The sequence below is a fragment of the Leifsonia sp. McL0627 genome, from assembly GCF_058244615.1.
Map to the genome: position 1 here is coordinate 437249 of NZ_JBZCGM010000002.1, position 23847 is coordinate 461095.

Genomic DNA, 23847 nt, shown 5'->3' on the forward strand with positions numbered 1-23847 from the left:
CAGTTCCACGACACCGACCGTCCCGCCGACTTCCGCACAGTCGAAGGGCTCAACGCCGCGATGACGACCTCGCTGACCCGACCCAACATCCTCTCCGACGCCGACTACGCCCAACTCGGCGCACCCGCCCGTGCCGCCTACAACCGGGCGCGTATCCTCTACACCTCCGGCGGTATCACCATCGGAACTCGGGGGTACACCGAGACCGTCAAGGAGCTCTCCAAAGCATTCGCCGAGAACGTCGGCCGCACCAGCGGCCACTCCGGCGTCCTCATCGACGGCGGCTCAACGCTCGGGAAAACAACCATCCTGAAAGCGGTGATGCGTGACGTCTACACCGACTACGGCTGCCAGTACCCCGAGTTCGCCCATGACGGTGTCGTTCCCGTGGTCTTTATCGAGGTTCCCGCGCGAGCCAGCGCGCGTGCGTTGATGGTCGCCTTCGCCGAATTCTTCGGTATGACCGTCCTGCAAAGTGAGCACGAAATCGACATCCGTCCCCGCGTCGTCGAGAAGCTGAGGAAGCACAAGGTGCAGCTGGTCGTCGTCGACGAACTGCACAACCTGCTCGGCCACAACCAAAACAACCGCGACGCGGTCGACATGCTCAAGAGCCTCCACAACCAGGTGGCGGCGACATTCATCTACGCCGGCATCCGAGTTGAGAACCTGCTCAGCGGTGGCGCGGGCGAACAGATTGGTGCCCGATTCACTCCCGTCCCCATCCGCCGATACAACCTCAGCAGCCTCGACGACACCCGCGCCTGGAAAACCTTCATCAAGGTCTACGAAGCTCAGCTCCCCCTCCGGCACCACGAGACCGGCACGCTCGTCGCTGAGCACAAATACCTCTACGAGCGAACCTCCGGCTCCATCGGGAGCCTAACCCGCTTGCTCACCGGCGCCGCCTTCGCCGCCATCCAGGACGACAAGAACCCTGAGACCATCACCCGTGAGCTCCTCGCCACCCAGAAGGTCGACCTCGTCGCAGAACTGCTCCAGAAACGTCGCAGCACCAAAGGAAAGGGCAAGAACTCACTCAATGAGCTTCTCAAGGCGGTGGCAGCATGACCTACAACGTGCTGAACCGTCGCTACGCGATGCCTGTCCGACTCCACCACCGGGAAACCCTTGACAGCTTCGGCAACCGTGCACTCGCAGCGAACAGCGAAACCGTCGAACACCGCAACCACCTCATCCGTCTCGCAACCACGTCGATGCGAATCGGTGACCGCGACGAAGCGTGGCTGAATATCCTCCGGACCAAGACCGGCCGGCCGAACCTGGAACGGCTCAGCCCGCTCCGCACCCACACCATTCACGACAACAACGAGGTCTGCCGATACTGCCACCGCGGCATCCCCCTGCGACGGATGTGCGAACTCTGCGCCCGTGGAGAGGAAGTCTGGCAACGCCCACACTTCGACGACATCGTCTGCATCCACCACAGAAGGTGGCTCGGAATCAGCCGCGGCCCGCAAAGCCCGGCGACCGAGGGGCAGGTACGTGCTGCCATCCGCCTCACACGACTCCGTCGCGCAGGTCGCGTCGACGTGCGCCTCTACCTCTTCCTCGTCGACGCTCTCGTACGCGAGAGGCAGTGGGCTTTCGGCGAGGAGCGCGAAAAGGAGGTGTTCGTCGACGCGGTCGCATTGGCGAGAGCGGTCACAGACCACAGCTTCCACTCAGAACTTTTCCGGCACCGGAAGGAATATGAGACCCCTTGGGTGGCGCTCCAGAGCACCGTCGCCGACGTGCTCGGCCGCGAATCCTTCGCAGTCAGCAGACACATCTGGCTGTACCTCCGCCCCACGTTCGCCGCCCTCCGCTGGGCGTGGCTGACCCAAACACCCTACGAACCGTTCTTCCCGCACGACATCGTCGTGCCCCGGCTGGTAGCCGATGCATATGCTTCCGTCGAGGCCGACGACCCAAGAACCGTACGGGTGTTCCAAGCAGGCTCGTTCAGCGCCTACCTCACAGCCACCGGCGACACGATGGAGACCATCAACGACATCCGTGTCGAAGCGACGCGCCACCTCGACGAGCAGGTGAGCGGGCGCCTGACTGTGCCGTTCCTATGCGCGGAAGGCCATCACACCGTGGTCCGCGCGATGGCGGGGACGGCTGGCCTCCTCCGCCGCGTGCCTGAATGCGGCGTCTGCAGTGGCCGTACCGTCATCCCTGGCATCAACGACCTGGCCACGCTGTGCCCACGCATCGCTGCCGAACTCGACGAGGTCCTATCGCGGAAGACCGCGCAGCAGCTCAGTCGCGGGTCATCGAGAGAGTACGCGTGGAAGTGCCGTCTCGGCCACCGCTACTGGGCGACCGTCAACAACCGTGTGCTCAACCACACCGGCTGCCCCTGGTGCTGGGGACGGGTGCTTCCTGGCGTTACGGACCTCACCACTACCCACCCCCACGTGGCGCTTGAACTCGCCTCATGGAAGAGTGCGCTGCACCTCACTGCGAACAGCGACGACTCCGTCCAATGGAAATGCGCCGATGGCCACGCGTACATCATGCGAGTCGTCACGCGAGCGAAACTCGACATGTGCCCCGAATGTAGCAAGGAGCAGCTCGCCCGGGACGGCAGCAACATCGCCGTCACCCACCCAACGGTCGCCAAGTACTGGCACCCGTGGCGTAACGGGAAGAAGCGCCCCGAGCACTACACTCACGGTTCAGGAGCGATGGTCTGGTGGACATGCGACTTCAATCATGAGTACCCGATGCGCATCGAACGGAAGACAGCTGGGCTCGGCTGTCCGGTCTGCGCGGGGCGCCGTCTCACGCCCGGGGTGAACGACCTGGCCAGCCGCGAACCGGTCATGGTCCTCGAATTCCACCCCTACCTCAACGGTGTGCTTGAACCCCACGAAATCTTCCCAAGCGACAACAAGTTCGCATGGAAGTGTCTCGCCGCCGGCCACACGACCCGGCAGACCGTGCAGCACCGACGGCATTCACGTGGATGCACCGAATGTGAGCGGGAAGACCGCATTCTCGTAAAACCACCGATGCCGTAACCATCAAGCTCGAGGGCGTCCGACCAACTGGTCGGACGCCCTTTTCTGTGCCCGCACAGACAAGTCTGAAGTGGGTTGAGACGATCTCCGCCTTCGATTTGGCGTGGCTCCAGTTGCTGCCTGGTCTCAAGTAGCTGAGAAGGTCTGGAGTTGCTCAAGAATTCACACGAGTTGGCACCTCCAGATACGCTGAAGCATGCCCACGCCCGAGACGCCCATCCTGATGCTCGTCCTCTCCATCACCGTCTGGCTCTTGGCGGTCATCATCACTCTCCTCATCCTCTGGGCGATCATTCGCGGAGCCGTTCTTTCGGCCCTGCGGAAACACCACCGCGAGGTTCGGGCAGAAGCCGGCGCGCAGACCGGTCGATTCTCGACTCTGCCGTAGCGGAGCACGCCCGAGCGAGCGCGCTGCCATGGCGTGGGTCGTGGACCGCGACCCACAGACACCCTTCGTGTCAGGATGGGACGCGTGCTGTCGGAGGGTCGACAGCCCGAGAGCACCGTCCAGCAGGGCGGAGGACGGCGGGCCAGGTGGGAGTGCGCACAACGGGCAGGCGGCCGGGCGGTTGGGGCCGGAGGCTCGTCGCGATCACCGTCGCCGTGGCGCTGGGCTCGCTCGTCATGGCGGGCGGCGTGCTGAGCGCACCTGCCGCGCCCGCGCAGGCCCACCCGGCGGACCGCGCGCCGATCGCCGCCGTGGCTCCCACCGGCGTCGACGACTTCAGTTTCGCGAGCTTCGACGGCGACTACCGGCTCGGGCGCGATGCGCAGGGGCACTCGACGCTGACCACCGTCGAGACGCTGGTGGCCCGCTTTCCCGAGACCGACCAGAACCATGGCATCCGGCGCGAACTGGTCGAGGATTACGACGGCTATCCGACCGGCCTCACTGTCGCGTCCGTGACCGACGAGAACGGCACTCCGCGTGCGTACACCAGTGAGTCCGACAGCGGGATCCTCTCGCTGACGATCGCGGCGAAAGGCTACGTGCACGGCGACCAGACCTACGTCATCACCTACCGGCAGACGAACGTCACGCGCTACTTCGCCGACACCGGCGACGACGAGTTCTACTGGGACACCAACGGAACAGCATGGGCACAGCCCTTCGACCGGGTGACGGCCACCGTTCACCTCGGGCCGGGCCTCGCCAACGCGCTGCACGGAGAACCGGCCGCGTATCGCGGCGGCCAGGGCTCCACGCAGACCGCCACCGTGGCACGCACCGACGACGGGTTCCGGTTCAGCGCCGACAAGCTCGGCCCTCGGGAGAACCTCACGATGGCGATCGGCTTCGCTCCCGGCACCTTCACCGCGCGCGCCGACGGGCTGTTCGACACCGGCTGGGGGTTCGCGGCCGTCGCCTTCTTCCTGATCTGCCTCCTGGCGGCGGTCGGCGCGATCATCGTGCGCGTGCGCCTGCTGCGCGACGCACCGGGGCGCGGCACGATCATCCCCGAGTACGTTCCGCCCGCGGAGGGACTGCTCCTTGCGGCAGACCTGACCGGCCGCGCGGGCAAGGCGGTCCCCGCGCAAACACTCGATCTCGCGGTGTCCGGCCGGGTGCGCGTATTGCAGACCACGGGATTCTTCGGTCGCCCGGCATACACGCTCCAGTTCGTCTCGCCGGAGGCGACCGGCCGCCAGGCACTGCGCCAGCCGCACCCGACGGCGGACGAACTGCAGTTCTTGCGGGCCCTCTTCGGCGACGAACTCGTTCCGGGGGCGACGCTCGAGCTCGGGTCGTCCAATTCGCGCGTCGCGAGCGCCATCTCCGCACTGCTCAAGAGGGTGCACAAGGATGCCACCGGCTACGGCTACCGCACGACGGGACCGCGCACGGCGGTCCGCTCGGTGTTCTTCACCGCATTGGGCTCGGCATTGCTCGCCGTGGTCAGTTCGGTGATGTGCATCGTCGACGTCTATGGAGGCGCGCTGCCCTTCGTAATCCTCATCGGCTCGGTCCTGCTCTTCGTCGCCACGGCCATCCTCACGTCGCGATCGCCGCTCACCAGCACGGGTACGGCACTCCGCGAGTACGTGGACGGACTGCGGATGTACGTGGAGCTCGCCGAGGCTGACCGCATCCGGTACCTGCAGTCGCCCCAAGGGGCGGAGCGTGTGCCCGTCGCCGTCGGCGACCCGCGCGAGATGCTGAAGCTCACCGAGCGCCTTCTGCCCTGGGCCGTGCTGTTCGGCGAAGAGAAGAAGTGGCTGGCCGAGCTCGGACGGTTCTACGAGCAGACCGGGCAGACGCCGGTCTGGTATTCGGGCCAGACCGCCTTCAACGCCGCCGTCCTCTCCCAGATGGTCAGCGGGATCTCGTCCAGCACGACCATCGCCAGCAGTTCGTCCTCCGGTGGAACCGGAGGCGGCGGGTTCTCCGGCGGCGGAGGCGGAGGAGGCGGCGGGGGCGGGGTGTAGCGGCGGGGTGTAGCGGCGGGGTGTAGCGGCGGCGTGTGCCGGCGACGTGTCGATGACCCGATCCACTCACTAAGCTGCGGGCATGACCGACGACACCCCGGCACGGCCTCCCGCCGAGTTGATCGTCGCCGTCGTGCTGTCGTACATCGCCGGGGTGGCGCAGATCGTGCTGGGGATCCTGATGATCTTCGTCCGCTACGTTCCGGACCTCAGCCCGACGGAACGTTTCGTGTTCACCGTCACCGGCGCGATCACGGTGCTGCTCGGTCTGCTGGTGATCTCGCTCGCGGCCGGGCTGACGCGCGCCAGGCGGGATGCGCGGCTGTGGCTCACCGTGCTGTTCGGCGTCGGGCTCGGGCTCGGGCTGGCCATCCTGGTGCTGCTGGTGGACACCGACGATCTGTGGATCCAGGTGGTCAACCTGGTGATCACGGCCGGGTTGATCGTGCTGCTGTGGACAGGGCGCGTCGCTCACTTCTTCGCACGTAGCGGCGGTGCACGAACCGGATGACCTCGATCGCCGCGATCGTCAACACCGACACCACGAGCACCAGCAGCGACGTGGTCAGCGACGGGTCGACCAGCACGAGGAAGTTCCGGACGATCGGCACCGAGTAGACCAGGATGAGGCCGATCATCATCGAGCCGATGATGAGGATCTTCCAGCCGTCGATCGGCCGGGACAGCACGGTCAGCACCCACAGCCCGACGATGGTCAGGATGAGCGTGGAGCCTGTCCGCAACTCCTCCTCGCCGATCCCCGCGTTGGTGGCGGCGACCGCGTAGAACGCCAGCGCGAGCGCGATGACGATTCCGGCGGGCACGGCGAAGCTGAGCGACCGGCGGAGGAAGCCGGGGATGTAGCGGCGCGCATTCGGCATCAGCGCCAGGAAGAACGCGGGCAGGCCGATCGTCAGCCCGTCGATGACGGACAGCTGGCGCGGGAGGAACGGGAACTGCAGCAGGAACGCGCCGAAGACGATCGCGAGCCCGGTGGCGTATGCGGTCTTCGTGAGGAACAGCATCGAGACGCGTTCGATGTTCGCGATCACCTGGCGTCCCTCGGCCACCACCCCTGGCAGGTGCGAGAAGCGGCCGTCGAGGAGCACGATGCGCGCGACCGCCTTGGTCGCCGCCGCGCCGGACGCCATCGCGATGCCGATGTCCGCCTCTTTGATGGCGAGCGCGTCGTTGACGCCGTCGCCCGTCATCGCGACGGTGTGCCCCGCCGCTTTCAGCGTCTCGACGATGCGCTTCTTCTGGTCGGGCGTCACCCGCCCGAACACGAGGTGCTGTTCGAGGACCGCCGCGAGCTCGTCATCGCCCTCCGGAAGCTGTCGTGCGTCGAACCCGGTCGGCGCGTCGAGGCCCACCTCCCTCGCGATGGCGGCGACGGTCTGCGGGTTGTCTCCGGAGATCACCCGCACGGCCACACCCTGCTCCGCGAAGTAGGCGAGCGTGGCGTGCGCGTCCTCGCGGATGTTCTCGCGGAAGGTCAGGAGGGTCACCGGCCGCAGTGTCGCGGGAAGAGTCTCGTCCGCGACCTGCCCGGCTGTGAGGGCCTCCCGACTGTGCGCGAGCACGAGGGTCCGGCGTCCGGTCGCCGCCAGGGCGACCGCGTCGCGCCTCAGCGCCGCCGCGGTGTCGCCTTCGGCCCGCGCGGGGAACACCATCTCCGGCCCGCCGAGCACCCAGGTTCCCCGCTGCTCGCCCGTTTCGAAGGCGACCGCCGACCACTTCCGCGCCGACGAGAACGGGATGCGCGAGTCCGGCCCATCGTCCGGCGCGCCCGGATAGGGCACCACCAGGCACCGCGCAGTCGCGTTGGCATCCGGATCGGCGCCGTACCAGGCGAGCACCAGCTCCCAGCCCGCCGGGAGGTCGTCGCCCGCCGGATGCGCCGCATCGAACACGATGTCGCCCTCGGTGAGCGTCCCCGTCTTGTCGAGGCAGACGATGTCGACGCGCGCGAGCCCCTCCACGGCGGCGAGCTCCTGGACGAGCACCTGCTGCCTGGCCAGCTTCACCGCGCCCACCGCGAACGCGATGCTGGTCATCAGCACGAGCCCGAGCGGAATCATCGCGACGACGGAGGCGATCGTGTTCACCGCGGCCTGCCGCCACTGCCCGGTCTCCAGCGCGTGCGGCCAGCCGCCGAAGACGACCATCTGCGCGTTGAGGACGAGCAGCGCGATCGGTCCGACGATCCAGGCCACCCAGCGCAGCACCCTGTTGATGGAGGAGCGCAGTTCGCTCGCCACGAGCGAGAACTTCTTGGCCTGCCCGGCGAGCCGGTTCGCGAACGAGTCTGCGCCGACCGCCGTGACGACTGCCGCACCCTCTCCCCCGACGACGATGGAGCCGGAGAGCACCCCGTCGCCCGGCTGCTTGTCGACCGGGTCGGACTCGCCGGTCAGCATCGACTCGTCCAGCTGGAGCCGCGCCGACTCCGACACCTCGGCGTCGGCCGCCACCTGGTCGCCGGCGCGCAGCTCGAGCAGGTCGCCGAGAACCACGTCGGCGACCGGGAGCTCCTGCGACCGTCCTGCGCGACGGACGCGCGCGCTCGGCGCGTGCAGCAGCGCCAACCGGTCGAGTGCCGCCTTCGCCCGGAACTCCTGCACCGAACCGATGATCGTGTTGGCGACCGCGCTCACGCCGAACAGCGCATCCTGCCAGCGGCCCAGGAACAGGAGGACGAGGAAGCACGCGGCGATGATCCCGTTGAACAGGGTGAACACGTTCGCCCTGATGATGCTCCACGCGCTCCTGCTCGACGCGGCGGAGAACGCGTTGACCTGCCCGGCCGCGACACGCTCGGCCACCTCGGCATCCGACAGCCCGACCTGAGGGTGCGTGAGCAGGTCATCCCCCATGCGATACGCCCTTCATCCGGTGACCCGTTGAAGCGAGCGTAATGCCGACTGCGCGGTCAGCGCCCGACAGCAGCCCGGAGGATCGCGCCGACGCGCTTCTTATCGGCGTCGTCCATGCTGGTCACCGCGAACCCGACGGGCCACAGGTTGCCGTCGTCCAGGGTCGCCGCCTGCTGGAACTCGATCGTCGCGTAGCGGATCTTGAACTTCGCCCCGGGCTTGAACGCGACGACCGTCTTGCCGTCGGCGTCCGCGTATGCGGGCATCCCGTACCAGGTCTTCGCGGCCAGCGACGTGTTCTCGGCGACGAGCGCGTGGAACGCCTCGGCGAGCTCCTTGTCGGTGCCGGTCATCGCGGCGATGGCGGCGTCGCACGCCGCGGCCGCGTCGGCACCCTCCTGGGCGGCCTTCTTCTCGGCGACGGCCGCCTTGATCGCGGCCTTCTCCTCTTTGCTGAACGTGGTGGTTGCCATGGTGTCCCCTTCTTCCGTCTTCTGTCGTCTGCGCGAGCTGCGAACTGTGGCAAATCTATGACGACCGGACAGCGCCCGCTTCTCGAAACCTGCTCGATCGGATGCGGCGCGCGCTCCTCAGGGCGCGAGCAGCGTTCGGATGACGTCGCCGAGCGGGCCCCGGAGGTCGTCTTCGGTGGCGGAGGTCAGGGGTTCGAGGCCCGACGTCGACTGCAGCAGGATGATGCCGAACGCCGCGGACATCGCCACCTGCGCCCGAAGCATGATGTGCTCCGTTCCCGGGTCTCCTGGCCGCCATCCGAAGACCCTGGCCATGCGCTCCGCGAAGCTTCGGAACGTGTTCCGGCGGATGACCTCGGCACCGTCGTCGCCGGAGGTGCGCAGGAGGAGCAGCATCTGGAGGTGATGTTCGCCGGTGGGCGATGCTGTCACCCGCTTGACGATCTGGTTCACCGTCTCCTCGACCGTCTCCGTGGCCGGGATCGTCCTGTCGAGGTCCTCGACCGCCCGCTCGAGGCAGGCCTGGAACAGTCCCTCCTTGGAGGTGAAGTAGCGGTTGATCAGAGCGACGTTGACACCGGCGTCTGCGGCGATCTCACGGACGGTCGTGGTGGCGTAGCCGGAGTGCGCGAAGCGGCGTCGCGCCGAGGAGAGCAGCAGCCTTCTGGTGTGATCGGCGTCGCGCAGCTTGGTGGCACCGGATGCGCCCGTCTCGTCGTCGACGACGGGCGCTGTGGTGGCGGAGGTCATGTCGTCCTTTCGATATGCCAACATTACCGGCTGCCGAAACCTAAGTAAACGCGAGTTGACATGTGCTGAGTTGTGAGTATTCTTCCTAAGTCAGCGCTTGTTTACTTCACGTCGGAGAAGAATGTCCAACACCATCGAGGAGCCGATCACCGGCTCCATCCCAGCGACGCGGCCGCCGAAGAGCCGCGCAACGCTCATCGTCGTCTACCTCGCACTCGGAGGCCTCGCGTTCTCCGTGCTCCAATCGCTGGTCGCCCCTGCACTGTCGACCATGGGCAAAGACCTCAACGCCAGCACCAGCGACGCGAGCTGGATCATCACGGCCTACCTGCTCGCCGCCTCCGTCATGACGCCCATCCTGGGGCGGCTCGGCGACATGGTCGGCAAGCGCCGCATCCTGATCGTCGTGCTCGTGCTCGCCCTCGTCGGCACCGTGCTGGCCGCCCTCGCGCCCAACCTCGGCGTGCTGATCCTCGCCCGCGCCCTGCAGGGTGCAGCGGGAGCGGTCATGCCGCTCTCCATCGGCATCGTGCGCGACGAACTCCCGCACGAGCGGGTCAGCGTGACCATCGGACTGCTCTCGGCGATCTTCGGCGTCGGCGCCGGAATCGGCATCGTGGCGGCCGGTCCGATCATCGAGAACCTGTCCTGGCCGTGGCTGTTCTGGCTGCCGGGCATCCTGATCGCCATCGCACTGCTCGGTGTGATCTTCGGGATGCCGGAGTCGTCCGTCCGGAAACCAGGGCGCCTCGACATCGTGGGCGCGTTCATCCTGTCGGTGGCGCTCGTGTCGATCCTGCTCGCTATCAGCAAGGGTGAGGAATGGGGCTGGGGCTCCGGAAGCACGATCGGACTGCTGGCGCTCGGCGCCGTGGCCCTGATCATCTTCGTGTTCGTCGAACTGCGCGTGAAGGAGCCGCTGATCGACATGCGACTGTTCCGGATGCGCGGCGTCTGGACCGCGAACGCTGTCGCCCTGATCTTCGGGTTCGCGATGTTCGGAACGTTCGTGCTCGTCCCGACCCTGCTGCAGCTGCCGAAGCTCACCGGCTACGGATTCGGCGAGAGCGTCTCGTCCGCCGGACTGTTCCTGCTGCCTACCGTGGTGATGATGGTCATCTTCGGACCGGTGGCCGGCATCCTGGTGCGCAAGATCGGCCCGAAGCCGCCGATGATCGCCGGTGGCATCCTGGTGACCGCCGCGTTCATCCTGCCCGCCATCTCGCACGGCGAACTGTGGCAGGTGGTCGCGTCCGGCGTGCTCACCGGCGCCGGTATCGGCCTGGCGTTCGCGTCGATGTCGAACGCCATCATCGAGAGCGTCCCCGCCGTGCAGACCGGTGAGGCGATCAGCGTCAACACGATCGCCAGGACCATCGGAAGCAGCATCGGCACCGCCGTGATCGCCGCGGTGATCACCTCGAACGCCTCGCCGCAGGGCCTGCCGTCCAACGACGCGTTCACCATCGGCTTCTGGGTCTGCGCCGGAGTGGCTGTCCTGGCGATCGTCGCGGCGCTGATCGCACCGTCGAGGCGCAAGAGCCGCAAGCAGGCGCTCGCCCTCGGCGTCGACGACCTCGACTGAGGCGAACGACCCGACTCAGGCGAACGACCCGACCGACACACAGGTCGGCGACACGAAGGGCGGCGACGCCGGCGTACTGCGCCGAGGTCGCCGCCCTTCGCGGTTCGGTCGTTCGGTCAGGCGATGCCGCCGCCGTCCACCACGAGGGCGGAACCGGTGACGTACGACGACTCGTCCGAGGCCAGCCAGACCACGGCCGCCGCGATCTCCTGCGGCTCGCCCATCCGCTGCAACGGACGGTCGGCGGCCTCGGCGAGGAACGACCCGGCCTCCTGGCCGAGCTGACGGGCCTCGTCGCGGAGCATCCCGGTGTTGACGTCGCCGGGGTTGACCGAGTTGACGCGGATGCCCTGCGGACCGTGGTCGATGGCGAGCGCGCGGGTCATGTTGACCACGGCCCCCTTGGAGGCGCAGTAGGAGATGGCCTGACCGCCGCCCTTGAGCCCCCAGCCGGAGCCGGTGTTGACGATGGAGCCACCGCCGTTCGCCGCCATGACGGGCACGACGTGCTTGCACATCAGGAAGATGCCCTTGACGTTGACGCCGAAGACGCGATCCCACTCCTCGGCGGTGGTCTCGACGGCGGTGGTGCGGCGGATGATGCCCGCGTTGTTGAAGACGACGTCCACGCCGCCGAACGCGGAGACGGTGTCGGCGACGACGCGCTCGATGTCGGTCTCGTTGGACACGTCGGCGGTCAGCGCGATGGCAGTGCCGCCCGCCGCGCGGATCTCCTCGGCGACGGCCTCGGCTGCGCCGGGGGCGACGTCGACGACGGCGACGCGCGCGCCCTCCGCCGCGAAGGCGAGGGAGGTGGCGCGGCCGATGCCGCCCGCTCCTCCGGTGACGATGGCGGACTTGTCGGCTAGACGCATGAGGGCGCTCCTTCGGTGGTGGCCGCACGGGCGGCGGTGGGGGTGCTGACGGTGGGGGTACTGACGGCGGGGGTACTGACGGCGGTGGAGTCGGTGACGGCGGCGGGGCTGCTGGCGGCACTGACAGGGTAGATGCTCGACGACGACGGGCCGGTGATCACCCGGAGGTGGCCGGCCAGGCGCGCGTCGACGGCGGCGTCGCCGGTGTCGACCAGGAGCGGCCGGCCGGCGAGGTCGATGAGTTTCTGCTCGGTCGCCACCACGAGCAGAGGGTCGGGGCCGATGGCGTCGACCACCGCGGGGGACAGTTGCTGGTTGCCGCGGCCGAGCAGGAAGCCCTGACCGCCGATCACGGTGACGACGGCCTGCGCGCGGTGTCCGGCGATGGCGGCCAGCGCCTGCGCCTCGGACACGTCGCGCGCCACGAGCGCGCCGTCCTGCACCACGTCGACACCCAGCGGTGTGCCCGGGATGCCCAGCTCGCGCGAGACCGCGGCGAGCGTCCCGCCCGGTCCGAGCAGGTAGCGCACACCGGGCTTCATGGCGGCGACGGCTCCCGCGGCTGCGAGGCGCACGGCGTCGGCCTCGCTGGTCGGAGTCGGCGCTTTGCGCGCCTGGGTGCGGTCGCGCGAGGTCGGCACCCGGACGAGCGCGAACAGCCGCGGGTCGGGGCGCCCGGCTCGCAACAGGCTCTCGTCCAGGTCGAGCACCTCGGCCTCGTGGGTCGGCAGGCCGCCGGACGTCTGCCATTCGGCGGCGACGGCACCGGCCGCGACCGGCGAGACGGCGAAGCAGCCGGAGTACATCTTGACCCCGGCCGGGATGCCCAGCAGCGGGACCTCCGCGCCCGCGCCGAGTGCCGTATCCCGCGCGGTGCCGTCGCCGCCCGCGAACAGCACCAGCCCGGCACCCTCGGCCGCGAAGGCAGCCACGGCGCGCCTGGTGTCGTCGCCGCTCGTGGCGATCGGCGCATCCGGAGTGTAGAGGGCGGGGGTGTAGACGACCCGCGGGTGCAGCCCGGCCGCACGCACGACGTCCTCACCGAGCAACCCGGCGGCCGTCAGCACGTCCAGCCCAGGATGCGCGGCCGCCAGCACCGCGAGGGCAACCGCCGCGCGCTCGGTCGCCCTGGCGTGCGCGCCGCGAGCGCGGGCCTCGCGCTGCACGGCCGCGCCGTCGCTGCCGACGAGCCCGGCCGGTCCCCCGATCCCGGCGACGGGGTTCACGACCACCCCGATCGCCGGGCGGAGCTGACGGACGGTGGACATTTAGGCCGCGGCCTCCTCGGACGCAGCGGACTCGGACGAAGCGCCTGCGGCGTCCGCGCCCGCACCGAAGTACTTGCGCTGGTACGCGCGCCAGGTCACGGCCCAGCGGTCCGGGTCGTCCAGGTCGTCGTGGTGCGTGTGGTGCACGGTCTGGTTGTGCGGCGCTGTGCGCACCACCTCCGGCGTCTCCCGCGCCTCGCGGGCGATCTCGGCGAGCACGGTCGCGTACTCGTCCAGCTCGGCCATCGAGTACGACTCGGTCGGCTCCAGCGTGAACGGCTGCGGCACGATGTACGGGTGGTGGCTGGTCCAGTAGTGCAACCCGAAGTCGGCGGCGCGGACGCCGATCTCCTCGGAGCTGATGCCGGTCTCCTCGAACAGTTCCTGCCAGGAGTACCGCACCTGCTCGATGCGACGGCGACCCGTTGCATACGGTGCGCTGGCGCCCGGGATCTCCAGGATGCGCTTCATCAGGTAGTTGTTGTTCAGCACGGCGGTCTCCGCGACGGCGCGCAGGCCGTCGGCGCCGAGCGCGCTGATCCAGGCGTATGTACGGACGATGTTCGGGATGACGCCGTAGAACGGGGCGACGGAGCCGATCGAGTCCGGACGGTCCGCATCCAGGTAGTACCGGTCGCCGTCGCGCTCGACCACGGGGCCGGGCAGGAACGGCGCTAGCGCCTCCGAGACCGCGTTGGCGCCGGAGCCCGGACCGCCGCAGCCGTGCGGAGTGCCGAACGTTTTGTGCAGGTTGAAGTGGCACACGTCGAACCCGGCGTCGCGGGCGCGGGTGATGCCGAGGATGCCGTTGGCGTTGGCCTGGTCGTACGAGGCGAGCGCTCCGACCTCGTGCGCCAGCTCCACCCACTCCCGGATGCGCGGGTTGTAGATGCCCGTGTCCTCCGGGTTGGTGACCATGATCGCCGCGGTGCGCGGGGAGAGCGCGGTGCGGAGGGCGTCGAGGTCGGGGTAGCCGTCCGCATCCGGGTGGATGGTGATGACCTTGTAGCCCGCCGCCTTGGCCGCCGCCGCGTTGGACGGGTGGGAGAAGATCGTGGTGATGACCTCATCCCGCTGCTGCGCCTCGCCGCGGGAGGCGTGGTAGGCGCGGATCATCGAGATGTTGGCCCAGATCGCCTCGGAGCCACCGCTGGTCTGCAGCAAGACACGGCTCATGCCGGAGATCTCGGCGAGCATCCGCTCGGTGTGCCAGATGATCTCCAGCACGCCCTGCGCGCTCGCCTGATCCTGCAGCGGGTGCAGCTCGGTGAGGTCGGGGGTGCGGATGATGGCCTCGTTGACCTTGGGCGCGTACTTCATGGTGCAGGTGCCCTGGCCGACGTCGACGTTGAGGTCGGCGCCGAGGTTCTCCTGGCTGAGACGCAGGTAGTGCTTGAGCACGCGCATCTGCCCGATCTCGGGGAGCGCGGGCTTCGCCGTGCGACGCAGGGAGGCGGGCAACGCTGCCACGACATCGCCGACGGCGTCGCGCACCCCGGCCTCCGGGCGGGAGACGAGCACGCCGCGCTCGCCGGGCGTGTGCAGCTCGAAGACGATGGGCTCGTCCCAGCGCGCCTGGTGGAAGCGCCGCAGGGCCGGCTTGGGGGCGATGGGGAGGCTCATGCGCTCTGCTCCTTCTTCTGTGCGCGCGCTGCGCCGAGCGCGTCGGCGAGTGTTGCGGCGAGGTCGTCGATGTCGGTCTGGGTGTTCTGCTCGGTGACGCACACCAGGAGGCGCGTGTCGTCGATGGCGTGGCCGGGCTCGAATCCGGAGGCGCGGCCCGCGGCGACCAGTTCGGGTGCGGTGAGCGCGGCTCCCGTGAGGTCGAGGACGAACTCGCGGAAGTGGGTGGCGCCGTCGGCGAGCGCGACGCCCGGGAGCGCGCTGAGGGCGCGGGCGGCGTACTCGGTGCGGGCCAGGACGGTCTCGCCGACCTCGGCCATGCCCTGCGGTCCCATCAGGGAGAGGTAGACGCCCGCGGCGATGCCCCACAGGGCTGCTGCGGTGCCGACCCACTCCTTCCCCTCCTCGCGCAGGGCGAACGAGGTGCGGTCGTACGCGACGTCGCCGAAGCCGTACTCACCCTCCACATCGGTGGAGGCGAGGCCGAACAGGCGCGACGGCAGCTCCATCACGAAGCGGGTGTCGTCGTGCACGGCGATGAAACCGGCGTGCGCCCCGCCGAACCAGGGATGCAGGCCGAGGGACTGGATGTCGCCGTGGACGATGTCCGCGCCGAGGTCGGCGGGCGGGGTGAGCACGCCGAGGCCGATCGGGTCGGTGCCGGCGATGACCACGGCGCCAACGGCGTGCGCTGCCCCCGAGAGTTCGGCGACGGCCGTCTCCAGCGCGCCGGTGTAGCTCGGGGTCTCGATCCAGATCGCTGCGGTGCTCTCGTCGAGCATCCCGGTCACGGTGGCGACATCGGCGACGCCGTCGACGGTGGGGACCAGCACGAGGTCGATGGTCGGCGCGATGTAGTCGCGGACCTTCGACAGCTTGTCCGGATGCGCGTCGCTCACCAGCAGCACGGTGCGGCGGCCGGTGATGCGGCCGGCCATCGCGAGGGAGGTGGCTGCAGCCTGGAAGCCGTCGTATGTGGGGACGTTGACCACATCCTGATTGAGCAGTTCACCCATCAGCGACTGGTACTCGAACAGGGCCTGGAAGCGACCGTGGTCCTCGTACGGCTCCCCCGCATACGCGGTGAGGAACTCGCTGCGGTTGATGACCTCGTCGACGACCGCTGGCACGGCGTGCTGGTATGTGCCGGCGCCGAGGAAGAGACGGCCGGGCTCGACCGAGCGGTTGCGGCGCAGCAGCCCACCGACGTGACGCACAAGATCCTGCTCGGCGACGAGCGGCTCCGGCAGGTCGAGGGCGCGGCCGAGCCGCAGGTCGGCCGGGACGTCGGCGTAGAACTCCTCGACGGAGGCCGCCCCCACGGCGTCGAGCATCGCCTGACGGGATGCGGGCGCCGTGTTCGGCACGTACGGGTGGACGAATGCTTGGGTCATGTCTGCCTCGCGGTCGCTGGTGTGGTGGTCGGGGAGATGATCGAGTCCGGGTTTATTCACGGGTGCCCTCGGCGTGTCGCGTGCACAAGTCCGGACTCGATGGCTTGGGGGCGGGGGTCGGGACGTGGTGGGTGGGGTGGGCGATGACGGCGACGCCGAAGGGGGCGAGCGGGAGGCCGAGGGCGGCGTCGGCGTCGGCTCCGGTGAGGAGGTCGCGGCCGCCCGGGATGGGCGGCGCCGTCAGGTGCTCGCGGCCGTGGTTGAGGACGAAGGTGTAGTCGGTGGTGCCGTCTGTGCGGGTGACGACCTCGAGCGCGGTGTCGATGTCTGCGGCGACCGGCACGTCGGCGGCGGCGAAGACCTCGGAGAGCACGGCGCGCATCCCGTCGCTGTCGAGGCCGGCGCTCAGGTACCAGGCGGCGCCTGCACCGGAGGCGCGGCGCGTGACAGCGGGACGCCCGGCGAGGTCGCCGTCAGCGTAGGTCGCGAGCACCTCGGTGCCGTCCGCGGCCTCGATCCACTCGCTCCAGACCCGGACGGCATGGCGGGTGCCGTGACGGACGCCGTGGCGGGTGCCGTCGAAGTCCACCGACGCGGTCTGCCCGTCCGCCAGCGGCCACCACTCGTCGACCTCCACGCCGAGCAGGTCGCGCAGCGGGCCGGGGGCTCCGCCGTCGTGGATCTGCTCGCGGTGGTCGACGACGCCGGAGAACGGCCCGACGACCAGCTGGCCGCCCGCGGCGACGAACGCAGCCAGCGCCTCCGCCTGCTCGCCGGTCGTGGCGTAGAGGTTGGGGACGAGCAGCACACGGTGATCGCCGTACGGGCCTGCGGCGCGCGCGACGTCGACCGGCTGGCCGAGCGCATACGCGGCGGCGTGCCACGCGCGCGCCTCCTTCAGCCAGTCGAGGCGCACCGACGGAAGCGACTCCGGTTCGCTGACGCCCCACCAGGAGTCCCAGTCGGCGACCAGGGCGACGGAGGCGCGCACGCGTGTTCCCTTGATCGGGGCGAGCGTCTTCAGCTCGGCGCCGAGCGCCTTGGTCTCCTGGAAGGTCCGGCTGCGCTCACCGCGGTGGCCGAGCATCGCGGAGTGGAACTTCTCCGGCCCGAACTTCGCCTGCCGCCACTGGAAGAACAGCACGCCGTCCGAGCCGTGCGCGAGCGCCTGCATGCTGCCGACGCGCATCTGGCCCGGCGCCTTGGGCACGTTGACCTCGCGCCAGCTCACCGCGCTCGGCGCCTGCTCCAGCAGCAGCCAGGGGCGGCCGTCTTTGAGGGAGCGCATCAGGCCGTAGTTGAGCGCGGCGGCGATGTGCGCATCCGGATCCGCGGGGTCGGGGTATGCGTCGTCGGTGACGACGTCCTCGGCGTCGGCGAAGTCCCAGTAGTCGAGCTCGCGGAACAGGCTCATGAAGTTGGTGGTGACCGCGATCTCCGGTGTGACCTCGCGCAGCACGTCGATCTCCGACTGGAACAGTTCGAGGAGCGCGTCGGAGGAGAAGCGCTCGAAGTCGACCAGCTCGGCCGGGTTGATCGGGCCCGTCGCGGTGCGCGGCGGCTCGATCTGCTCGAAGTCGAGGTAGTTCTGACCCCAGCAGCTCGTGCCCCAAGCGCCGTTCAGTCCGTCGATGGTCTCGTACCTGTCGCGCAGCCAGCGGCGGAAGTGCCGGGCCGACTCCGGGCACCAGCAGCGCGACACGTGGTCGCCGTACTCGTTCGAGACATGCCAGAGAGCCAACGCAGGATGCGCGCCGTAGCGTTCGGCGAGCGTGCGGGTCAGGCGCAGGGCCGCTTCCCGGAAGACCGGCGAGCTGGGGCAGTATGTCTGCCGCGACCCGAACTCCAGCCGCACGCCGTCGGCGTTCCACGGCAGCACCTCCGGATGCCCGCGGACCAGCCAGGCGGGCGGGGTGGCGGTCGCGGTGGCGAGGTCGATGCTGATGCCGTGCTCCCAGAGCAGGTCGATCACGCGGTCGAGGCCTGCGAAGTCATACTCGCCTGGACGGGGTTCGAGCAGCGGCCAGGAGAACACAGGGAGGGTGACGAGGTTGACGCCGGCCTCGACCATGAGGCGCGCATCTTCGGCCCAGACGGATTCGGGCCACTGGTCGGGGTTGTAGTCGCCACCGTATGCGAGGGCGTCGAGGCGGATGCTCCGCGGCGAGGTGGTCGGCACTGGTCTCCTTGCGATGGTGCTGGTCGAGGTGATGCTGTCGAGATGTTGCAGGGTCGAACGGACAGTTCAGGGCTTCGGTGCTTTACACCGGGCAACCGTCGACTGTATTCTGTATACAGTAACGCTAAAGCGATTCCGCCGAGGGGTCAACCCCTAAGCTGGCGACGCCGGCCGGCCGCGAGGCCAGACGAACATCCAGGAGGTCACAGTGATCGAGAGAAAGAATCTGCGATCCCAGGTGCGCGAAGAACTCATCGCGCGGATGCGCGCCGGCAACGTGCGCCCCGGCGAGAGCATCAACGAAGTGCAGCTCGCCGCCGAGCTCGGCGTGTCGCGCACACCGCTGCGCGAGGCACTGATCGCCCTCGAGAGCGAAGGCCAGATCGAGTCGGAGAACGGCAAGGGCTTCCGGTTCGTTCCGCTCAGCGCCCGCGAGTTCGAGGAGCTCTGCCCGATCATCGTGTCGCTGGAGAGCCTGGCGCTCGACCTCAGCCCCGCGGACGAGCTGTCCGCGATCGGCGCCCAGCTCGCCACGCTCGCCGCCGAGTTCAACGACGACGTCGCCCAGCACGCGCTGGTGAACCGCCGCGACGACGAGTGGCACAACCTTATGCTGAGCAGCAGCCCCAACAAGCGCCTCCTCGACGAGATCGCCGGAGTGCGCCGCGCCATCCACCGCTACGAGTCGCTGCTGGTCTCCGACGACGTGATGGTCGAACGCAGCGCCCGCGAGCACGCCGACATCGCCCGCCATCTGGTCGACGGCGACCTGGACGCGGCGAAGGCGGCCCTGGCCGCCAACTGGACCAACGGGATGCGGCGGCTGCTCGCCGACGCCGGCATCTCCTGGGAGCGCCTGGGCTGACGCCCGCAGCGCCCGCTCGCCGCGTCCCGCGCGCTAAGCCAGGAAGTTCGCCCGTTCGAGCCTCTGCGGAAGGGCTGCGGAGCCGGCGTGCCGGGGTTGCTTCGCTGGCCAGAAAGCCCACGTGCAGAGGGAGCCGATAAGGACGAAAAGGGCGATGGCTGCCCAGGGATTCCCGAATATCGTCTGGAACGGGTAGGCCAACCCGGGGATGCTGAAGACCTGAATCCTTCCCTCCGTGATGGTGTAGCTTTCCGGGTCGGGACTTGCGTTTGCGTCGCCCTGCATGAGTACGACTCGTTCGTTGGAGTCGTTGGTTTCGCGGATCTCGATGACCCGGTGCGTGAGTGGGGGGCTGTTATGGCGTTCGACGGTGAGTATGTCGCCGATGTTCACCTGAGCTGCCGGGACCGATTTGACCAACGAAAGGGAACCCCGTGGCACGGTCGGCGCCATCGAGCCTGTTGAGAACAGGACGACTGAGTAGCCGAATAACACGCAGAACAAGGCGATGACAAGGAAGGCAACGCCGCTGCATGCGCCAATCCAGGTGGCCGTGTTCAGGATGCGTCCCCGCACGGGGTCCCCTTTCGGTTCAGGTCAAATGGTTCTATGCGTCTGGCGACGCGGTAAGTGCGAAGTCGAGGGACACCGAGTCGTCCGCCCCGAAATCGGGCACCGAAGACGGAGAAACCTTGACGCTGAGGCAGACGTTCAGCTCGACCGGGCCCGTCATCGAATGCTCACGCTCGGTCATTTCCAGGAACTTGACAACGAGCCCATTGTCACCGCGGGTGAAGTAGTACTTGGGGAAGTCGTTTGCGGGGGTGCATTCCCCGGGAGTGAGGTAGAGGCCTCCCGCTACAGCCTCCTTCACTTCCTGCCGGTCGCTATCGGGAGCCACCGAGCCAACCAGTTTGAATTCATCGTTCGAGTCGATGCCTGTGACGCGAACTTTGCCAACATTCTGGTGGGTGAGAAGTCGATCGTAGTGGACGTCTTTTGACGGAAGTGTCAGCGCCGTCAGCAGGTGAACCTGGCCGGCTTCGTTGCTGCTGACCCAGTTCCCGTCAGCGTTGAAGACTTCGAGGAGTCCGTCTCTTGACGGACTCGAATCGGATCCAGCGATGTTGGTGCGACCCACGATGCCAGAGTTCCACGTGGCGAGCGTCGACACGATGCCGACGCCTGCGATGAGTCCGCCAGCAAGAATCGCCCGAACCTTTCGGCTGTTCCTCTTGCGTGCGGGGGAGGTTGGCGCAGATACGTTCTCGGGTTCCAATGTTCATGTCCTCTGATTTGGTTGACGTGATAACGGCCACAAAAATCCTGGGGCCGCCCAAAAAGCATGGATGTGGATCGGGTTACCTACGTGGCGTCGTGGTGAAGGTACGTGTGAAGCGCTTGTCTTTAGGTGCCCACGGCGGTGGGCCCGAAGCGGTTGTTCCGCCAGGCGAAGACACTGCAAGCCCGGCTGAGGCGAGGCCGGCCGCTCTGCGAGGCATCGACCTTCGTCGAGACCACATCCTCCGCGTCTGGCGGGGTGAGCGCGCGAATTCCCACGTTCGGGGGACTCATGCGCGTAGCGATCGCCGGAGCGGGCGCACTCGCAGTATCGATTCGCGTATTCCGCGTACGGGCCGCCCGTAGAAAGCATTCATTCGCGTCCGATCGCGCAGACGTAGCCTAGTGTCGTGCTCGCAAGATCTGCGGGTAAGTTCGGGTACTCGCGTCGCGCACGCTGTGAAAGCAGAAGTAGTTGAGCGCGTTCAACTGCGTCCGGGGCCGACCGCCATGTTGGGTCGGCCCCGTCTTTACGACACAGAGACGAAACTCCAGTGATACCTGACTTCCTCTTGCGAAACCATCGACCAAGCGAGGACGATGTGCGCCAGACACGAATCGCAGGAGGTCCCTCGATGTTCATCCGCGATCATGAAGCCACCAAGGCCTTTCGTCTGTCGACAGAGGGCACGAGCGTTGAAATCGTCGGCCCTCGATGGTCGGGCCGCACCGAGGTTCTCCGGCACGTTGATCAGGCATACAAGCGCGCCGGACTTGCGGTGCTATTTGTTGGGGGATAGGGGAGCGACTCCCCATCGAGGCCATCCGCGTCGCGTTGCCGCCGCTGGCCGAGGGTTCCAGAATCTCCGGGTCCCCTGCCTCGCTCGTCGAGCGGATTTCGTCGCTGAACTTGTCGGTCATCATGATCGACGACGCGGACCAACTCGACGATGCTTCGTGGGCGGTCATCGAAACCGTGCACAAGGCGCTGGGGGTGACCGTCATTGCAGCCGCGTTGAAGCGTCCGCTCACGATGGCGGACAACACTCTTGTCCGGTTTGCTCACCCAGTTGTGCGGATACCACTTCAACCGCTCGGCCTCGAAGTCGTCCACTCGATGCTCGAAGACCGCTTGGGCGGACCAGTCGCACCATCCCTGAGCGGCCGGATTCATACGAAGTCCGCTGGGATCCCGGGATTCGTGATTGCGATCACCGACGCCGCCGCAGAGGACGGTCTTATCCGTCTGCGAGGAACGGTGTGGGTGGATGAACCCGATCTCTGGTCCGCCGACCTCAACGGCGCGTATGAGGCACTTCTACTGAGCTACACCGTCCCTGTGAGGGAAGCGGTGGAGACGTTAGCCCTCGTCGGGACAGTCGACCTGCCCACAGCCCGGGCCCTTATCGGGCAGCCTCTTATTGAAACGCTGGAAGAGGATGCCTTCCTGAGCACTTTCAGCACTCAGCGTGAAACATTCGCTGCTATCAGTCCACCTGGTCTCGGCGACTATTTTCGACGTCAGCCGTCCTCTGCCCGCCGCCTTCGTTTGATCGAGACCATTAGTGATGCGCTTGCAGCTCACGCACCGGGCGACACGGATTCTGTGCGGCTGTTCCTGCGCACTTTGCCCGCCCCAGGTGATCCAGTGGCCCGCGGCATCCAGGAGTCCCCCTCATCGCCAGGCAGTTCACTGAAACCTACGCGATCGAGTTGGCAGCCGCGACGCACAATTGGACGACGACTCGCTCGGTGGAGAGCGCCAATCGAGCGTTGAACTACTACCTCACAGGGCCTCGAGATGCGGACACGATCGACCAGGTTCTCCGTGAAACGTCAATCGATCGCGCAGACCAACGGGAGGAGCTCACCTTCCGGTACTTGCGTTCACGATGGGCGATCGCGAACGAAGAACCGCTCGAGGAGATCATCGAGACGCTGTTGAGAGATACAGGCGACCACTTCGAATACAAGGTCGCGCTTGACGCACTGAGCTGCGCAATAACCATGGAGGTGGATCACATACCGAGTGACTATCGCACCAGGCTTGGCGCCGGGGCCGGTATTGCTGGCATCAACGGTGACATCACGCGACTCGTTCTGGCCTACGGGCACATTCTGAGCAGCCGCGCCGCCGAAGCGATACCGCTCCTGGAAAGGCGCCCCCGTGACGCAGAGCGAGAGTTGAATGCCCAATACGACGTAGCGTTCGGCCTCGCCCTGTACGCGTCCGGGCAACTGAATCAGGCAGTCGAGTGGGCCTCAGCGCACATCGAAAGCTGCACAGCCGAGATTGAACGCATGCCCTTAGCCGGCCATGCCTATGTGTCCCCTGCTTGCTCTGGCCTCACTCGGCCGCTTCGACGAAGCCATCGATTCGGTCCAGGTTCTTCTCAGCGCCAGCGTGAGCGGAACGTCTCTCGTGTTCTCGCCAGATCGCCCCACCTTGTTCTTGCTGGCCACCATCGCTCTGCGAATGGGGAGAAACGCGGCGGCCAAGGGAATGCTCGAGCACGCCGACATGGTCGGAGGGAGCACCGAAGCACTCCCTCTCGGCCATCTCGGCTTCATTGACGCCGCAGCGACAAGTGCAGACGGCAACCGAACCAAGGCCGCATCCCTGTACCTGAAGGTGGCCCATGATCTGATGGATCGAAACTACGTTCTTGCCGCGGACGGAGCCCAAATGTTGTCGCTGATCGCCGACTTCGATGACGACCTCGCCAGCGCATTTCGTCCGCGCGCCGAGGTAATCGGCGGACCCCTTTACGCTGCGTATATCGATGGCCGAGTAGCTGCGGCCAGTGACGACCCACGTGGCCTCACGGAGGCTGCTCGAGTGCTGCGCTCCGAGCAAGCGGGCGACGAAGCGCTGCGTTTCTACACCCAAGCGATCAAGCTCTACCGTGACGATGGCGAAACGGAGAAGGCCGACTCCCTGCGAACGGAAGTGCGAGAGCTCATGGCCGACGCGTATTCGCCTACGTCCGGGGTCACCGCCAGATCGGTTGCGAGTTTCGGGCTCTCGAACAGAGAAGTGGAGCTTGTTCAGATCGTGGCGACCGGGCTGGGGAACATCGAGATCGCACGCGAGCTGGGGATCAGCGTCCGGACGGTCGAGACGCACATACGCAACATCAAGAAGAAGACCGGCGTCGCTGAAAGACATGACATGGCGGCACTAGGAGCCAAGCCGCCCAGCCGAGGGTGACCCGCTCC

At 67.6% G+C, this 23847-nt stretch carries 20 protein-coding genes; 9 read left to right on the forward strand and 11 right to left on the reverse strand.

All coding sequences use genetic code 11. The features are described 5' to 3' along the window. Nucleotides 1–60 precede the first annotated feature (60 nt). From AC37TH_RS02545 to AC37TH_RS02565, 5 genes are all read left to right on the forward strand, one after another. Entirely contained in the window at nt 61–1071 is a 1011-nt protein-coding gene (locus tag AC37TH_RS02545; RefSeq protein WP_490762783.1) for a TniB family NTP-binding protein, read from the forward strand. Next, a complete protein-coding gene (locus tag AC37TH_RS02550) occupies nt 1068–3032 on the forward strand; it encodes a zinc-ribbon domain-containing protein (protein ID WP_490762784.1) in 1965 nt (654 codons plus the stop codon). The genes AC37TH_RS02545 and AC37TH_RS02550 overlap by 4 nt, the downstream gene beginning before the upstream one ends. Before the next feature lie 196 nt (nt 3033–3228). Continuing rightward, nucleotides 3229–3420: a hypothetical protein gene (locus tag AC37TH_RS02555; RefSeq protein ID WP_490762785.1), complete on the forward strand. Its 192-nt coding sequence runs from the start codon at nt 3229–3231 to the stop codon at nt 3418–3420. 146 nt (nt 3421–3566) lie between these two features. Then, nucleotides 3567–5459, forward strand: a complete 1893-nt coding sequence (locus AC37TH_RS02560) for a DUF2207 domain-containing protein (RefSeq protein ID WP_490762786.1) — start codon at nt 3567–3569, stop codon at nt 5457–5459. 82 nt (nt 5460–5541) lie between these two features. Then, on the forward strand, nt 5542–5970 hold the full coding sequence (locus tag AC37TH_RS02565) for a hypothetical protein (RefSeq protein WP_490762787.1): 429 nt from the start codon (nt 5542–5544) through the stop codon (nt 5968–5970). Here AC37TH_RS02565 and AC37TH_RS02570 read toward each other — a convergent pair. From AC37TH_RS02570 to AC37TH_RS02580, 3 genes are all read right to left on the reverse strand, one after another. Beyond that, the gene (locus AC37TH_RS02570) at nt 5888–8335 is read right to left on the reverse strand and encodes an HAD-IC family P-type ATPase (protein ID WP_490762788.1); all 2448 of its coding nucleotides are present in this window, start codon (nt 8333–8335) and stop codon (nt 5888–5890) included. The genes AC37TH_RS02565 and AC37TH_RS02570 overlap by 83 nt on opposite strands. 56 nt (nt 8336–8391) lie before the next feature. Next, a complete protein-coding gene (locus tag AC37TH_RS02575; RefSeq protein ID WP_490762789.1) occupies nt 8392–8808 on the reverse strand; it encodes a hypothetical protein in 417 nt (138 codons plus the stop codon). Between the two features lie 117 nt (nt 8809–8925). Further along, nucleotides 8926–9558 carry a TetR/AcrR family transcriptional regulator gene (locus tag AC37TH_RS02580; RefSeq protein ID WP_490762790.1) on the reverse strand — a complete coding sequence of 211 codons (633 nt, stop codon included), beginning with the start codon at nt 9556–9558 and terminating at the stop codon, nt 8926–8928. Nucleotides 9559–9679: 121 nt separating this feature from the next. Between AC37TH_RS02580 and AC37TH_RS02585 the strand changes: the two genes are divergently transcribed. Further along, complete coding sequence (locus AC37TH_RS02585) at nt 9680–11143, forward strand: MFS transporter (RefSeq protein WP_490762791.1); 1464 nt, start codon at nt 9680–9682, stop codon at nt 11141–11143. Between the two features lie 116 nt (nt 11144–11259). Here AC37TH_RS02585 and AC37TH_RS02590 read toward each other — a convergent pair whose 3' ends face one another. The 5 genes from AC37TH_RS02590 to AC37TH_RS02610 are packed head-to-tail and all read right to left on the reverse strand — an operon-like array spanning nt 11260 to nt 18482. Continuing rightward, nucleotides 11260–12018, reverse strand: a complete 759-nt coding sequence (locus AC37TH_RS02590; protein WP_490762792.1) for an SDR family NAD(P)-dependent oxidoreductase — start codon at nt 12016–12018, stop codon at nt 11260–11262. Then, nucleotides 12009–13286, reverse strand: coding sequence for an ATP-NAD kinase family protein (locus AC37TH_RS02595; protein WP_490762793.1), 1278 nt, complete (start codon nt 13284–13286; stop codon nt 12009–12011). The genes AC37TH_RS02590 and AC37TH_RS02595 overlap by 10 nt, the downstream gene beginning before the upstream one ends. Beyond that, the gene (gene gcvPB / locus AC37TH_RS02600; RefSeq protein WP_490762794.1) at nt 13287–14909 is read right to left on the reverse strand and encodes an aminomethyl-transferring glycine dehydrogenase subunit GcvPB; all 1623 of its coding nucleotides are present in this window, start codon (nt 14907–14909) and stop codon (nt 13287–13289) included. Beyond that, entirely contained in the window at nt 14906–16303 is a 1398-nt protein-coding gene (gene gcvPA / locus AC37TH_RS02605) for an aminomethyl-transferring glycine dehydrogenase subunit GcvPA (RefSeq protein ID WP_490762795.1), read from the reverse strand. The genes gcvPB and gcvPA overlap by 4 nt, the downstream gene beginning before the upstream one ends. Before the next feature lie 52 nt (nt 16304–16355). Then, the gene (locus tag AC37TH_RS02610; protein WP_490762796.1) at nt 16356–18482 is read right to left on the reverse strand and encodes a beta-galactosidase; all 2127 of its coding nucleotides are present in this window, start codon (nt 18480–18482) and stop codon (nt 16356–16358) included. A gap of 208 nt (nt 18483–18690) precedes the next feature. Between AC37TH_RS02610 and AC37TH_RS02615 the strand changes: the two genes are divergently transcribed. Further along, entirely contained in the window at nt 18691–19347 is a 657-nt protein-coding gene (locus AC37TH_RS02615; protein WP_490762797.1) for a GntR family transcriptional regulator, read from the forward strand. Nucleotides 19348–19380: 33 nt separating this feature from the next. Here the strand turns inward: AC37TH_RS02615 and AC37TH_RS02620 are convergent, their stop codons facing one another. Both AC37TH_RS02620 and AC37TH_RS02625 read right to left on the reverse strand, forming a co-directional pair. Then, complete coding sequence (locus tag AC37TH_RS02620; RefSeq protein WP_490762798.1) at nt 19381–19923, reverse strand: signal peptidase I; 543 nt, start codon at nt 19921–19923, stop codon at nt 19381–19383. A 31-nt stretch (nt 19924–19954) separates the two neighbouring features. Beyond that, the gene (locus AC37TH_RS02625; protein ID WP_490762799.1) at nt 19955–20626 is read right to left on the reverse strand and encodes a hypothetical protein; all 672 of its coding nucleotides are present in this window, start codon (nt 20624–20626) and stop codon (nt 19955–19957) included. A 924-nt stretch (nt 20627–21550) separates the two neighbouring features. Between AC37TH_RS02625 and AC37TH_RS02630 the strand changes: the two genes are divergently transcribed. After that, a complete protein-coding gene (locus tag AC37TH_RS02630; protein WP_490762800.1) occupies nt 21551–22405 on the forward strand; it encodes a hypothetical protein in 855 nt (284 codons plus the stop codon). 110 nt (nt 22406–22515) lie between these two features. On the opposite strand, the gene AC37TH_RS02635 is transcribed toward AC37TH_RS02630, so the two are convergent. Then, nucleotides 22516–22824 (reverse strand): hypothetical protein, encoded by a 309-nt coding sequence (locus AC37TH_RS02635; protein ID WP_490762801.1) that lies wholly within the window; start codon nt 22822–22824, stop codon nt 22516–22518. A gap of 127 nt (nt 22825–22951) precedes the next feature. On the opposite strand from AC37TH_RS02635, the gene AC37TH_RS02640 reads away from it, so the two are divergent. After that, nucleotides 22952–23839 (forward strand): helix-turn-helix transcriptional regulator, encoded by an 888-nt coding sequence (locus AC37TH_RS02640; RefSeq protein ID WP_490762802.1) that lies wholly within the window; start codon nt 22952–22954, stop codon nt 23837–23839. The last annotated feature ends 8 nt before the right edge of the window (nt 23840–23847 follow it).

Excerpts from the sequence above, each read along its gene's own strand:
- AC37TH_RS02580 (WP_490762790.1), bottom strand. The coding sequence starts at position 9,558 with ATGACCTCCGCCACCACAGCGCCCGTCGTCGACGACGAGACGGGCGCA.
- AC37TH_RS02555 (WP_490762785.1), top strand. The coding sequence starts at position 3,229 with ATGCCCACGCCCGAGACGCCCATCCTGATGCTCGTCCTCTCCATCACC.
- AC37TH_RS02565 (WP_490762787.1), top strand. The coding sequence starts at position 5,542 with ATGACCGACGACACCCCGGCACGGCCTCCCGCCGAGTTGATCGTCGCC.
- AC37TH_RS02595 (WP_490762793.1), bottom strand. The coding sequence starts at position 13,286 with ATGTCCACCGTCCGTCAGCTCCGCCCGGCGATCGGGGTGGTCGTGAAC.
- AC37TH_RS02630 (WP_490762800.1), top strand. The coding sequence starts at position 21,551 with ATGATCGACGACGCGGACCAACTCGACGATGCTTCGTGGGCGGTCATC.
- AC37TH_RS02640 (WP_490762802.1), top strand. The coding sequence starts at position 22,952 with ATGTGTCCCCTGCTTGCTCTGGCCTCACTCGGCCGCTTCGACGAAGCC.
- AC37TH_RS02590 (WP_490762792.1), bottom strand. The coding sequence starts at position 12,018 with ATGCGTCTAGCCGACAAGTCCGCCATCGTCACCGGAGGAGCGGGCGGC.
- AC37TH_RS02570 (WP_490762788.1), bottom strand. The coding sequence starts at position 8,335 with ATGGGGGATGACCTGCTCACGCACCCTCAGGTCGGGCTGTCGGATGCC.
- AC37TH_RS02575 (WP_490762789.1), bottom strand. The coding sequence starts at position 8,808 with ATGGCAACCACCACGTTCAGCAAAGAGGAGAAGGCCGCGATCAAGGCG.
- gcvPB (WP_490762794.1), bottom strand. The coding sequence starts at position 14,909 with ATGAGCCTCCCCATCGCCCCCAAGCCGGCCCTGCGGCGCTTCCACCAG.
- AC37TH_RS02585 (WP_490762791.1), top strand. The coding sequence starts at position 9,680 with ATGTCCAACACCATCGAGGAGCCGATCACCGGCTCCATCCCAGCGACG.
- AC37TH_RS02545 (WP_490762783.1), top strand. The coding sequence starts at position 61 with ATGACGACCTCGCTGACCCGACCCAACATCCTCTCCGACGCCGACTAC.
- AC37TH_RS02550 (WP_490762784.1), top strand. The coding sequence starts at position 1,068 with ATGACCTACAACGTGCTGAACCGTCGCTACGCGATGCCTGTCCGACTC.
- gcvPA (WP_490762795.1), bottom strand. The coding sequence starts at position 16,303 with ATGACCCAAGCATTCGTCCACCCGTACGTGCCGAACACGGCGCCCGCA.